Origin of the sequence: Bowmanella pacifica (assembly GCF_014645355.1) — a bacterium.
Classification (GTDB): Bacteria; Pseudomonadota; Gammaproteobacteria; order Enterobacterales; family Alteromonadaceae; genus Bowmanella; species Bowmanella pacifica.
On sequence record NZ_BMLS01000001.1, the window covers coordinates 827,212 to 840,773 of the forward strand.

Consider the following 13,562-nt stretch of genomic DNA (forward strand, 5'->3'; position numbering starts at 1 on the left):
CGCTGCCCACCAACCATCTAGTTACCCAGCCAACTCAGCAAACAATCCCTCAAACTTGCTTAGCCCTTCCTCCAACACCGCATCCTCTATAGTCAGAGGCGGCAGGAAGCGGATCACATTGCCATAAAAGCCGCAGGCCAGCAAAATCAGGCCGCGCTTACTGGCATTGGCAATAATGGCCTGGGTTAGCGCGGTATTGGGCTGACTGGCCAGGCCGTTTTGCACCAGCTCGATGGCGATCATGGCCCCGGCGTTACGTACCTCACCTATCAGGTGTGGATAGCGTTGTTGCAGGGCCACTAAGCGGCGCTGGAACTGCTCGCCAATCGCGGCGGCGCGTTCCACCAGTTTTTCCTCGGCAATAATATCCAGTACCGCCAGGGCGGCGGCGCAGCCAAGGGGTGAGCCACCGTAGGTGCCACCCAAACCGCCCGGCGGTGCGGCGTCCATCACTTCAGCTTTACCCACGACCGCAGCAATAGGTACGCCACCGGCAATGCCCTTGGCCATAGTAATCAGATCCGGTTCCACCCCGGCGTATTCGCTGTAGAACATGCGGCCGGTGCGGGCAAAGCCGGTTTGAATTTCATCACAGATCAGCACTATGCCATGGCGGTCGCACAAGGCACGAAGCGCCTGCAAAAAGGCCGGCGGGGCCAGATAAAAACCGCCTTCGCCCTGCACCGGCTCAATAATAATGGCCGCGACATCCCCTGGGGCTATATCCACCTTAAACAGGGTTTCAATGGCACTTAGGGACTGCTCTATGCTGATGCCATGATAGGCATTCGGAAAAGGCACATGGTAGAGGTCGGCCGGGAACGGGCCGAAGTGCTGTTTGTACGGGGCAACCTTGCCGGTCAGGCCCATGGACAGGTTAGTCCGGCCATGAAAACCACCGTTAAAGGCAATCACGCCGCGACGGCCGGTATGGGCCCTGGCGATCTTAATGCAGTTTTCCACCGCTTCGGCACCTGTGGTAACAAACAGGGCCTTTTTGGTACTGTCCCCTGGTGCAGCAGCATTTAAGCGCTCGGCCAGTTCCACCGCCACCTCGTAAGGGTTGACCATCACACAGGTATGGCTGAAACGCGCCATTTGTTCGCTGACCGCCGCCACGACTTTAGGATGCGCATGGCCGGTATTGCACACTGCAATGCCGGTGCCCAGGTCAATATAGCGGTTACCTTCCACATCCCAGACCTCAGCGTTGCGGGCGCGCTCTACATAAACCGGATACACATTGCCCTGACCGCGGGCAAACGCACTGAGCTTACGCTCCTGCAACTTAGCATTAGTCGACACGATTCAAACCTCCCAGACAGCGATATTGTATGTTCATATAATCATCCAGCCCGTACATGGAGCCTTCACGGCCATAGCCGGATTGCTTCACACCGCCGAAGGGCGCGGCCGGGTTGGAAATAATTCCCTCGTTAATCCCCACCATGCCAAATTGCAAGGCGTCGGCAACACGTTGTACCCGGCCAATATCCCGGGCATAAAAGTAGCTGGCCAGGCCGTATTCGGTTTGATTGGCCAGGGCCATGGCCTGCTGTTCGTCACTGAATTCGCAGATAGCTACCACCGGGCCGAATATTTCCTGGTTAAACAGTGGCATATCCGGGGTGACGGCACTGACCACAGTGGGAGGATAGAAAGCCCCGCCGTCATAGTCACCGCCCAGCAACACCTTGGCCCCCATGGCCACCGATTGAATCACCTTCTGGTGCACATCTTCCGCCGCCTTGGCACTGATCAGCGGGCCAATTTGCACGTTGTCGGTGCCGTGGCCAACCTTGAGGGCTTTTACCTCATTGAGCAGCTTGTCGGTAAAGGCCTGGGCAATACTGGCTTGCAATAAGAAGCGGTTGGCGCACACGCAGGTCTGCCCGGCGTTACGGAATTTGGAGGCCATGGCGCCTTTGACTGCGGCATCCAGGTCGGCGTCATCAAAGACCAGAAACGGCGCGTTGCCGCCCAGCTCCATCGACACCCGCTTAATGGTGGTGGCACAGGCCGCGGTAAGGATTTTGCCGATACGGGTTGAGCCGGTAAAACTGAACTTGGCGACCTTAGTACTGCCGGTTAACACCTTGCCGATTTCAGCGGCATCTTCACCGGCGATCACATTAAACACCCCGGCAGGAATACCGGCCTGCTCGGCCAGCTCTGCCATAGCCAGGGCAGAAAGCGGGGTTTGCGCGGCCGGGCGTACCACAAAAGTACAGCCCGCCGACAGCGCCGCGGCCGCTTTTCGGGCAATCATGGCATTGGGGAAATTCCAGGGAGTAATGGCAGCCACCACACCCACAGGTGACTTAACCACCTGAATTTGCTGGCCACTGGCAGCCGCAGGAATAATGTCGCCATAGGCTCGCTTGGCTTCTTCGGCAAACCACTGCATAAAACCCGCCCCATAGGCAATTTCGCCTTTGGCTTCGGCCAGGGGTTTACCTTGTTCCAGGGTCAGCAGCAGGCCTAGGGTATCCTGATGTGCCATCATCAGTTGATACCAGCGCTGCAAATACTGGCTGCGCTGATTGGCGGTCAAATTCCGCCAGCCATCAAAGGCCTGATAGGCCGCGTCAATAGCCGCTTCGGTTTCACCAACGCCCGCGTCGGCCACCCTGGCCAGCACCTCGCCATTGGCCTTGTCGGTCACGACAAACTGCCGCGCACTTTGATGCCACTGGCCGTTAATGTACGAGCCTTGTTTTAACAGGCCCTGAAAATCATGCGTCATGCTTCTCTCCCACACCACATCATTGTTTATGATCTAAGACCCTGGCCGGCAAAAATGCCACCGCGGCGCAGACAACCAATGCAACTGTGGCAAGATTTACCAGCAGTGCATAGTTATTTTCGTTAATCACCAGGGCCGCCACCGCAGGCCCGGACGCCAGCCCCATTTTGGAAGCAAAGCCGCCCAGGGCGGCAGTTTGCCCGGTGCGATCAAACGCGGCGTTCAGGCCCAACAGATACGAAATGGCAAAGGCCCAGGACGCCCCCACCAAACAGTTGGTCACGGCGAAGATCCAGGGGCTTTGTGCATAATGCAGCACATAAGTCGCCACCGCCGTCAGTAAAATCGACACCACCAAAGGCACAACCCGGCCAATACGGGTGGACAATAAGATCACCCCTACCGAACCGAGAATACCAATCCAGGCGGCAATCCCGAGCGTGGGTGAAATAAAGGCCATATCCAGCCCGGCCTGCTTACCCAGGCCGATAATGTAGGCATACAGCCCCATGTTGGCGGCCTGAAACAAAAACGTGGCCAGTAGCGCCAGGCTCAGCATAGGCCAGCGAATAGATGCAGAAGTAGTATGGGTGCTGGGCTTGGCCAGGGGGTATTCGGCCAGAAAGGGCAGCATCAGCAAGGTCACTAAACTGAACGCCACCAAAGACAGATACAAAGCGGCAATACCAAACTGCGGTACTAAGCCCGGCAGGTACATTACGCCCAGGCCGCCCAGGCCAAACTGCACCAACAGCAAATACCCGAATGCCCGATCCGGCTGCGCAGTACGGGCCATCACCGCAAAACCTATGCCCACCAGCATGCCGCCCACCACGCCATGGATAAAACGCACCGCCATCAGGCTTTGCGGGCTGGCTAAAAACATACTGACCAGATCAATGCAAATGAGCACACCCAGCAAGGCATAAGCGCTGCGTCGCCAGTTCAGTTTTTTAACCGCCAGCACTATCACAAAGGCCCCAATGGCAGCCCCATACACATTGGCGGAGTTGACCAGCCCGGCATCGCGGTTGGAAAAGCCCAGGCCCTGAATAAGGCCGTCCACCAGGGCCGGCATAATGTTCACATAAAACAAACCGGCGGTAGCCAGAAACGCCAGAAACACCCTGGCCAGTTCACTGTTCTCGCCCACCCGATAATCGCGGGCAGGCAGGGATTCACTGCTATGCATGTATAGATTCCTTACAAAATAGGTTCGATACCCGCCGCTTGCAGGCGGCTGAGCATAGGTTGTAAATGGCGCTGATAATGCCGCCATTTGCCCAGTGACGAGGTATACAAAGGTTGACGCACCTGATTGGCACTGGCGGTGGTGGAGGCCTGACGGTTGTGCTCAAAGGCCAGGCATTCGTCCTGCCAGTCCAGTTCGCAGTAAGCCAGCAGCTTTTTCAGCTCAGCACGGGGCGCTTGCACCAGCGCTTCATAATCCAGGGTGTAAATCACGCCCGGCATCACCTGATGCCAATGGGTCATTAACTGCCGGTAGCCAATAAAGTACGCCGCCAGTTCATCCTGCTGGTAGGAAAATGGATAGGCATTCTGAAACAGCTGCTTATACACCGCAAAGCAGGTATCCATAGGGTTACGCCGCACCTCAATGATCTTGGCATTGGGCAGGGCCAGATGAATTAATCCGGCATACAGGTAATTAAAGGGTAGCTTGTCAATTACCCGGGGCTCGGTGCCCCGCAACGGCTTAAGGGAGTCCAGATAGGTCTGACCGACCCTGGCAAAATCCAGCTCGGCGGATTGGGCAATTAAGCTGAGCCGGTCCTGACAGGACAAGCCCTGGGCGCTGACTTCGGCCAGCATCGACAAGGCAAAATTATTAATCTCCCCGCAGGAATGCACCTGACAATGGGCCGATAACATCCGCTCCACTAGCGTGGTACCCGTGCGCGGCATGCCGATAACAAAAATAGGATCGGGCTGCATGCAGCCCTTTGGCTCGGCAAAGCGCTCGGCCGGGTAGGCCTTAGCTATGGCCTGCATCACCTGCAAATCCCCTTCAACCTGATAGTCCATATGCTGGCGGCGAAGCTGTGCACCCTCTTGCAGGGCCTGAAAGGATGCCTCGTAATCGCCCAAATCATCCAGTTCCTTGGCCAGTGCAAACTGCAAACTTACCTTAGCGGTGGGATGCTGCGCCTGCTGCAGGGCATGGCGCAATTGCGGAATATGATTATCCGCCAGGGTCTGGGTATTCAGCTGTGCCAGCAAATGCCAGGCTTCGTGATCCTGGGGATTCAGTGCCAGGGCCTTTTGCAGACTGTGCTGGGCCTGGTCTATACGCCCGACAAAACGCTGCACTGTGGCCAGATTGTAGTGATGATCGGCCGCATCCGGAGCAAGTTGGACAGCCCGTTCAAACAGCCCCATGGCCTGGTCATAGTGTTTAAGCTGGTTGAATACCAAGCCCAGTTCGGAATGCCAGCGCGCCTGGTCAGGCAAAATGCTGGCCAGCCTCAGAGCTTCGGCGGTGGCCAGAGTAAGCTGGTTATTACCGAGTAGCTTTTTAATGCGGTTAAGTTGTTGATGTAAATCCATAGCCTACGACTGCTCTATACAATGGCCAGCGACACGGGCTTGTCGCCCGCATCGCCAATTAACCGCTTGTTCGCTCAGAACCGGTAACTGACATTCACACCCACAGTACGAGGGCGGGAAATGTAGTTTTTCTGGTTGTTACCATAATAGTTCTCGAACACGCCGGTGTCGGTTCCCCAGTAACTGGCAGGATAGCTGCCGGTTACCCCTTCCTCATTGGTCAGGTTTTTAATGTACAGCATGGCTGACCAATCGCCTTTGAGGAACTGCACTGAGGCATTCCACAGGGAGAAACCGTCAAACTCATCCTGTACGGGGCTGTTAGCCAGCACGGTATTCAACGAGTCTGACTGATAGTAACCACTTAAACGGCTGACCATTTCCACATCCGCGCTCACCGCCATGCGATGCACAAAGTTGATGGAAGCCACATGTTCAGACACACCAGGCAAACGGGTACCGGCCAGGGCGCTGACGCCGCCGGTTTGCGGCTGGATTAAGTCTTCACTCAGCTCTGCGTCGGTATAGGAATAGCCAAAGCGCATATTCAGTGCATCGGTGAGAACAAAGTTGGCCTCCAGCTCAATCCCCTGAGTTTCGGCTCTATCACCGTTTTGGGCCATAAAGAAGCCCCACCAGGCGGTGGCCGTGTTCAGCTGCGGGTCGTCCCACACCACTTTGTAGATATCCGCCGAATAGCTGAAGGTTTTGTGGTAACCCTTAATTCCCAGCTCATAGTTTTTCACCGTATCCTTGCCATACAAGGCGGCGCTCTCAGGGTTCAGCTCCTGGAAGGGGCCACTGGTAGGGATGGCGTTGGAGCCGCCGCGACGGAAACCTTCTGAGTAGGTGGCGTACAGCATGGTGTCGTCACGCAGGTCATAAGACAGATTCAACTTGGTCTGAATATCGTCCTCATCCTGGCTGGGAAAAGCCTCAAAGGGAATATCCTCAGGTTGCAGATAGGCAAAGTAGGTGGCGGTCTCGTTACTCAGGGTATTTTTAAACCAGCGCAAACCACCGGTAATGCGCAGATCATCCGAGAAGTGATAGGTCAGTTCGCCGTACAGCGCTTTGTCTTTGAACTGCTCATTACGGATATAACTGAAGTCCATATCGTTGACCGGCGTCACTCCCGTCCACCAGGCGCCGTTAGACGGGCAGCTGTCCCCTACTTCATTACAGGCAAAACCGTATTCGGTCAGACCGCGCAGATGGCTGAAGTTGGTGGTGGTGCGCTCCTGATCCATATAGAAAGCACCGATGACCCAATCCACCACCGCATCGTTGTCGTTAGATACCAGACGCAGTTCCTGGATCAGGGCCTTGTCTTCAAACCCGGCTTCCACATGGGCGGCCGGACGCGGGTTGCCCGTGTACAGGGCATTAAACCAGTTAGTAAAACCGACCCCATTGCTACGGTCTGTCACCCACATACTGGTATTGTCACGCCAGCCACTGCCTTTATGGCGATAGTGGGACGTGCTGGAGGTGAGGGTGGCAAAGCCCAAATCGGCAGACACTTCCAAACTGGTCAGCGACACATCCCGCTCGGCCGGTTCAAGCAGGGTGGAGCCATTCTCATAGTCATCGTAGGCGTTGCCCAGGTAGTCGGCACCAATAGTGACGGCGCGGCGTCCGCCCACTTCGTCATCCTGATAATTGTGGGTCAGCAGCAGTTCGATATCGTCGCTCAGATGCCAGATAAGTCCGGCGCGCAGATAGAAAATCTCGACCGTATCCACATCCTCTTTCGACTCATAGCAGGCACCGTTAAAGGCCAGTTCGCTGGCACTTAAGTTACTGCCAACCGACTGGCAACTGCCATCATCGGCTTTCACCAGTGGAATGCCCTTATCGTCTAACTGATAAAGGTTAACCTGGTCGATAACCCCGTCGTTATCCATCTGTCCTAAAGAAATACGAAAGGCCGCGTCGTCTCCCAAAGGCTGATTAAATACCGCATCAAAAGACAGGTTATCGCCCTCGGAGCCGTCGGTCTTGCTCCAGTCAACTGCGACACTGCCTTCCTGTATAGCGGCATCAGGTTTGTTCATGATATAGCGCACCGTTCCACCCAAGGCACCGGAGCCATACAGGGTGCCCTGCGGGCCACGCAGCACTTCTACCCGCTGAATGTCTTTGAGCAGGAAGTTGGCGTAAATTGGCGTGCTGTCCACGTAAGTGGATACGGTGGGCACGGTAGACTGGCCCACATCGGCACCTGACACACTGCCTTCAACGTTGACGCCACGGATCACCATGCTGTTAGCGGTGCCGGAGTTGCGATGACCACGATCAATCAGGGAAATACCGGCCACGGTACGCAGCAATTCGGTGGATTCGACAATGTTCTGTCCTTCAATTTCCGCACCTTGTACCGCAGAAATATTGAAAGGCAGCTCTTCCTGCATCATTTGTCGTTGGGTTGCCGTCACCGCTATCCGTTCGATCACGCCTTTTTCTTGTTCCGCGTCTTGCGCCTGGGCATAACCAACCGACAGGCTGGCAATGGCACTCAGGGCCAGGGCGATTTTACTTTTGTTGAAGTTCAGTTGTGTCATTTGTCACCCAATTTATAGTTTTTGGCTTGTTGCTTTTTTAAGCTAGGTGAAAAAAAAGAGCCTCGTTAGTACCAGTTATCACCTTATGTTGGTACCAATTCAGTCATCTTGTAGCGTGGTCGCGTCACCATTCTCCGGGCCAGGTACCTTAAGGGCACCAAGCTGATTAAGGGCCTCGGATGGGGCCAGCGCTGCCTGATAAGCTGGGAAAACCACAGGATTATCACGCAGGCTTTTAAGGGGTTGCCCCAGCCCCATTAAGCCGCGTTCACGGGCGCGCCTGAGGGCGCTTAGATCCACTTCAAAGGTAATCACTTCGGCCTGGCCGGACGCCTGATGCACAATGTTGCCGTCAAAGTCGCAGACAATAGAACAGCCATTGCCAAGCGGTGGCCCCACGTTGATGTCCACGAAGTAGCACTGATTCATCACCGCATTGGCGCGCGCCATCACGGTTTCTTGTTCTCGGTCATTGGTGTTGGTCAAGGTGGGATGAATAATCACTTCTGCGCCCATCGCCATCAGGCTGCGGGTGGTTTCCGGGAACCAGCCGTCGTAGCAGATAGATACCCCGAAACGGCCGACCTGCGGCACATCAAACACCACAAAGCGATCGCCGGGACTGACACCTTTTTCGTAGGGCAGAAAGGGGTAAATCTTGCGGTAACGGCTGACCACCTCCCCCTGCGGATTGATCACCGGCGCGGTGTTGTAGATATGCTCGCCATCGCGCTCGTAGTAAGAACCTGGTACCAGCCACACCCCCAACTTACGGGCCAGTGCAGCGAACCTCTGCTCGGTATCCCCACCAGCGGGCTCGGCCTTAGTTAAATCAAAACCATGACTGGCCAACTCCCCGACCACCAGCATTTCCACCCAGGGGAAACGCTTTTTAACCCGGGTGATTTCAGCGCAAATCAGGGCCACATTATTTTGTGCCGCGAGTTCCAGTTGTAACCCGGCAATGCCCATATAACTCATTGGCAATCCTTGTTTGGTGTTTGTTGTTCTCTGCTAGCCTAGGGGTAAGTGAGCAAGACACCTAGATCCAGTTTATGCCCCTTGATGGATCCAAATCTGGTAATTGGCCTATCTGGCATGCAGTACACCGTTGACGATCAGCTCGCCATCCAGGTTGTACCATTGAATGCGATTGCCCAGCAGTACTACCCTGAATTGCTGACGCTGGCCATACACCCACTCCTGCCACTGGCGGCATAAAAGGTCACCTTCTACCCACCAGCGACCAGTGTCACAGTCTTCATCCTGATAGCCGCAGCGCCCGACGATTTCTCCATTAGGGTTAAAGTCGATGGTGTAGGGGTCACCATACACGGTGGAGCTAATCAGCGCGGCATTGGCCAGGGCGCTGCGAAGCTTGTCACCGGATACGTAATCCAGTTGGATATCTGGCGCCGGGCTGGTAACCGGCAAGGCCAGGCTGCGCAGTAACTTGGCAAGAATGCGGATACCTTCTTTGATCTTCTCTTTAGGCAGGCTGGTAATCCCCAAGCGGAAGGTATTTTTTGGGGCGTGCCCGGTACCGTAATAATGATCAATAGGTTCAATCAGAATGCCTTCGCGGGCCGCGTGCACCGCCAACTCCTGCACATCAATATCATCATGCACCTTGACCCAATAAGCGGTGCCGCCAGGGGCGGGAATCGTTTCGGCCAGGGCATGCAGGTTGTAATTAAGCGCATCGCGCAGGGCCATCCAGCGAGATTTAAGGGTGTTGTCCAGCTTGCGGATAAAAGCGTCGTAATGCCCAAGGGAGAGAAAGTACGCCATGGCCCGCTGATTATTGCGCGGTGGATAGCCGGACAAAATTCGCCGCAAGGCCCGCGCTTCATTGATGATCTCTGCGGGCCCCACCAGATAACTAAGACGTAACCCCGGCGACAATACCTTGGACAAGCTGGACAGATAAATCACCCTGTCATCACGATCAATGGCCCGTAATGCCGGCAAGGGCGGGCCAAGAAAATTGTGCTCCAGCGACGCATCGTCCTCAATAATCAGCGCATTGTGCCGAGCCGCCTCCCGCAACAAGGCCTGACGCCTTACCAGCGGCATAGTGGCATTGGTGGGCAACTGATGGCTGGGCGTCACATATACCAGGTTGCAATTGGCCAGACTTTTATCCACTTGCATGCCGGCATCGTCTACCGGCTGATAATGTATCTTGCCGCGCTGATTCTGCACCAACTGCCTAAACACCGGATTACCGGGTTCTTCAATGGCCACGGTTTTCTCGCTGTCCACCAGCAAATGACAAAGCAGATACAACGCCTGCTGCTCACTGGATACAATCAGGATCTGACTTTGATTGGCATTAATACCGCGACTGGGTAGCAACTTAGTGCGAATCTCTTCCAGCAACTGTGGATCGTCGGCATCGGTGGCAAAAGACGCCCATTCGTTTACCTCCCGCACGCCGAGGGCCAAACGACTTGCCTCACGCCATTCATGTACCGGAAACAAACTGGTATCAAACAGGTTGTCCAAAAACGGATAGGGATAACGGTGCCAGTCCAGCGGCACCCTGAATTCACTGTCGTTGCGGCCGGTACGCACAAAAGCATGCTGCCAGCGATTGCGCTTGTTACTGTTGAGCTCTTCGGCCGAAGCCAACTCAACTTTGCCGTCAAAAATACGTTCGTTAACAAAAATACCGCTGCGTTCTCGACTGACCAGATAACCTTCGTCCATCAACTGCTGATACGCCAGCAACACGGTATTACGGGAAATTTTTAGTTGCTCCGCCAGTTTACGTGACGATGGCAGACGTTTACGAGCCGGCAGTGCGCCAGACAAGATGGCTTCCACCAACTTCTGCCGCAACTGGCATTGCAGGCTGAGCGCACTGTTTTTTTCTAAATAAATTATCGCCGCCGCCATACATTCACCTTTTGTTAACATCTGTTTTTACGCTAAAGCAAATTCTCCGGTGATGCAATCTGGCCCCATCAACAGGATAAATGTGGCACTAACCCTGCGATTAAAAAACCACCTAACGTTGGCACAACGCATAAAAATACAAAGCGCTTAGCCGAACCATAGCGGCCAACTAAAAGGTGATAACCATGAAAACCACGCACGTTCTGAGTGCCTTGCTGATGACATCCTGTATGTCATCCACGCAGGCCAGTGGCACAGGGTCGCAAAATCCAGGCGGTGTGGATGATTTTGATCCCCTCAGCGGCAACGGCAATGTCAGTCGCAGCGACCTGAGTTTTACCACCTTAAGCAGTGCGGCAGATCCGGGCAGTATGGTGAACTTCTCAGCCTATGCGCTACCCGCCAATGCAGCGCCACCGACCAACACCTTTGAAGGTAGGTTGGTGCTGACTAATGAAGCCACCCGCGGCGGATTCAACGAGGTAAAAGACAGCTTCCGCTACACCGGCAGCGGCGACACCACACGTAAACATCTGCCCGAATTTGATTACCATTTTGTGCAAACCGGCAGTCATCTGGTGCCCGTGGAACGTGGCATGCTGGCCAATAGCCATCCTGAATGGGAATACATTCTGGAACCGGGCCGGGTCTGGAATGAAAACGCTGATAACGGCTATACCCGCGCCGCACTGCCCTTCTCTTTGCAGCAAAAAAATGCCAACTGCATGCACAATGGCGTAATGACCTTTGCCTTTAAAGATGACGGCAGTATCACCCAGGTGGCCTATCAGATTGCCTCAGAAACCTGCTTGTACTTTCAGGTCGATATGTGGGGTTTACTGGGGGCGACCTACACACCAACACCGGTGGCTAACGCACAAAATATCAAACTGGCCCATCAGGCCGAAGTGACCGCGCGTATTCCGGTTAAACCCATCAGCGATCTGGCGGTTGATTACCCCGGCACGCAGGTAGCGAATTTCAGCAGCAGTATCAGCAGCCAGCACATGACCTTATATGGCTTGTATATCGACGGCACCCATTATCTGGGTGGCTGCCAGACCCGTCAGGGCGCCTATCCATATTGCGAGGCGCTGCGTGTGCCGTCCTACTCCACCGCCAAAAGCAATTTTGCCGGCGTGGCGATGATGCGCCTGGAACAAAAGTACAGCAACGTGATGAACCAGAGCATCGCCGGTTTCATCGGCGCCTGTAACAGCAACGGCAACTGGCAGGATGTCAGCCTGGAAAATGCCGTGGATATGGCCACCGGCAACTACAACCTGAGTGGTTATATGAGTGACGAGGGCGCCACCCATACCAATGATTTGTTCCTGACCGAAGACCATGCCAGCAAAATTAATTACGCCTGTGGTGAGTACAGCCGTAAGGCCCCCCCAGGCAGCACTTGGGTGTATCACACCTCAGACACTTACATTGCCGGTACTGTCATGCAGGCGATGGTGAAGCAGCAACAAGGCAGCAGTACGGATATTTTTGCAGACATACTGCGTGACGAATTATGGAAGCCACTGAATGTCGGTCAGTCAAGCCTGGCGACCCGCCGCACCTACGACAGTGTGGCGCAGCCCTTTGCTGGCTGGGGACTGAGTTACAATGCCGACGACACGGTGAAACTGGCGCGTTTTCTGTCCATTGACAACGGCATGCTGAACGGTCAGCAAATGCTGGACAGCAACGAACTGAATGCCGCCTTGCAACGCAACAGCAATGACCATGGGCTGACCCCAACAAGCGGATTTAAATACAAAAACGGCTTCTGGGCCAAAGACATGTCTGCCGACACGGGCTGCAGCGATCTCTATGTGCCCTTTATGTCAGGCTATGGCGGGATCAGCATAGTGCTGCTGCCCAACGACAGCATTTATTATTACTTCAGTGATAACGATGAATTCGGTTGGGCCGACGCCGCTCTGGAATCCCATAATATCCGCAGCTTCTGTCCCTAGCTGACAATAAAAAAGCCCGGCCATAGGCCGGGCTGCAAAGCTCAAGCTCCAGTATTCTGGGGCTCGACAAGGGGTACATTTTCCTCGCACGGCTCGGTGATATAGGCTGGCATACAAGCCAGCCAATAAGACAATGGCTTGCATTGCATTTCTGGTAACTTGCCGGAGTCGTCAATATTGCGCAGTTGAATAATATCGGCCAGGAATGGCTGCTCGCCGTATTGTTCACACTCCGCGGCTGACATAGGCCCGCCCTGCTGACTTAAAGTAGTCAGACTGGCATGCGACAAACGCGTCAAGTAACCCGGCTGAATAGCTGACAGATAGCGCTTCACCTGCACATGCTCCCTGATCATCATCACGATACGCTCAGAAAAGCCCCATCGTGCCAGGTAATCAGCACCAAGCTCGTCATGATTGGGTAACCCATAGTCGTTAAATTCGGGCAGTTGCAGATTGTCGGCAATTAAATGGCCAATATCATGCAAGAAGGCAGCAACCGCGCACTCTTGTCCTAACCCCTGCTCCAATGCCAGGGTTGCACATTGCTCCGCGTGTTGGAGTTGCGTGCACTTTTCTTCATAAGTTTGCTGGCCGTAGTGCAAATAAAGCTGCTCAATCAAAGCCACCGCCTGCTCGGCATTTGTAACAGTCAGGTTCATACTTCACCCCAAATCTGGTATAGACCAGACTATACAGAAGTTTTTATGGCAAAGAAATGCCTATCTCGGATTCATCCAACATTATTGGTATATACCAATAGAAAAACTGTCATATTCCCCCGTTATCTTATGCCTATGTTCCCTTTACCTG

9 protein-coding genes are annotated in these 13,562 nt (G+C 54.5%); 1 reads left to right on the top strand and 8 read right to left on the bottom strand.

All coding sequences use genetic code 11. The features are described from left to right. Nucleotides 1-21: 21 nt before the first annotated feature. From gabT to pdxR, 7 genes are all read right to left on the bottom strand, one after another. On the bottom strand, nt 22-1,305 hold the full coding sequence (gabT, locus tag IEX02_RS03275; RefSeq protein ID WP_188690218.1) for a 4-aminobutyrate--2-oxoglutarate transaminase: 1,284 nt from the start codon (nt 1,303-1,305) through the stop codon (nt 22-24). After that, on the bottom strand, nt 1,295-2,746 hold the full coding sequence (locus IEX02_RS03280; RefSeq protein WP_188690221.1) for an NAD-dependent succinate-semialdehyde dehydrogenase: 1,452 nt from the start codon (nt 2,744-2,746) through the stop codon (nt 1,295-1,297). The genes gabT and IEX02_RS03280 overlap by 11 nt, the downstream gene beginning before the upstream one ends. A 19-nt stretch (nt 2,747-2,765) precedes the next feature. Beyond that, on the bottom strand, nt 2,766-3,938 hold the full coding sequence (locus IEX02_RS03285) for an MFS transporter (RefSeq protein ID WP_188690225.1): 1,173 nt from the start codon (nt 3,936-3,938) through the stop codon (nt 2,766-2,768). 11 nt (nt 3,939-3,949) lie between these two features. Further along, nucleotides 3,950-5,314 (bottom strand): tetratricopeptide repeat-containing sulfotransferase family protein, encoded by a 1,365-nt coding sequence (locus tag IEX02_RS03290; protein ID WP_188690229.1) that lies wholly within the window; start codon nt 5,312-5,314, stop codon nt 3,950-3,952. A gap of 74 nt (nt 5,315-5,388) precedes the next feature. Then, the gene (locus IEX02_RS03295) at nt 5,389-7,878 is read right to left on the bottom strand and encodes a TonB-dependent receptor (RefSeq protein WP_188690233.1); all 2,490 of its coding nucleotides are present in this window, start codon (nt 7,876-7,878) and stop codon (nt 5,389-5,391) included. Between the two features lie 99 nt (nt 7,879-7,977). Further along, nucleotides 7,978-8,859, bottom strand: coding sequence for a carbon-nitrogen hydrolase family protein (locus tag IEX02_RS03300; RefSeq protein ID WP_188690236.1), 882 nt, complete (start codon nt 8,857-8,859; stop codon nt 7,978-7,980). A 108-nt stretch (nt 8,860-8,967) separates the two neighbouring features. Next, on the bottom strand, nt 8,968-10,779 hold the full coding sequence (pdxR, locus tag IEX02_RS03305; protein ID WP_188690239.1) for a MocR-like pyridoxine biosynthesis transcription factor PdxR: 1,812 nt from the start codon (nt 10,777-10,779) through the stop codon (nt 8,968-8,970). A 185-nt stretch (nt 10,780-10,964) separates the two neighbouring features. Between pdxR and IEX02_RS03310 the strand changes: the two genes are divergently transcribed. After that, nucleotides 10,965-12,749 (top strand): serine hydrolase domain-containing protein, encoded by a 1,785-nt coding sequence (locus tag IEX02_RS03310; RefSeq protein ID WP_188690243.1) that lies wholly within the window; start codon nt 10,965-10,967, stop codon nt 12,747-12,749. A gap of 41 nt (nt 12,750-12,790) precedes the next feature. Here the strand turns inward: IEX02_RS03310 and IEX02_RS03315 are convergent, their stop codons facing one another. Continuing rightward, complete coding sequence (locus tag IEX02_RS03315; RefSeq protein WP_188690247.1) at nt 12,791-13,411, bottom strand: HD domain-containing protein; 621 nt, start codon at nt 13,409-13,411, stop codon at nt 12,791-12,793. Nucleotides 13,412-13,562: the final 151 nt, after the last annotated feature.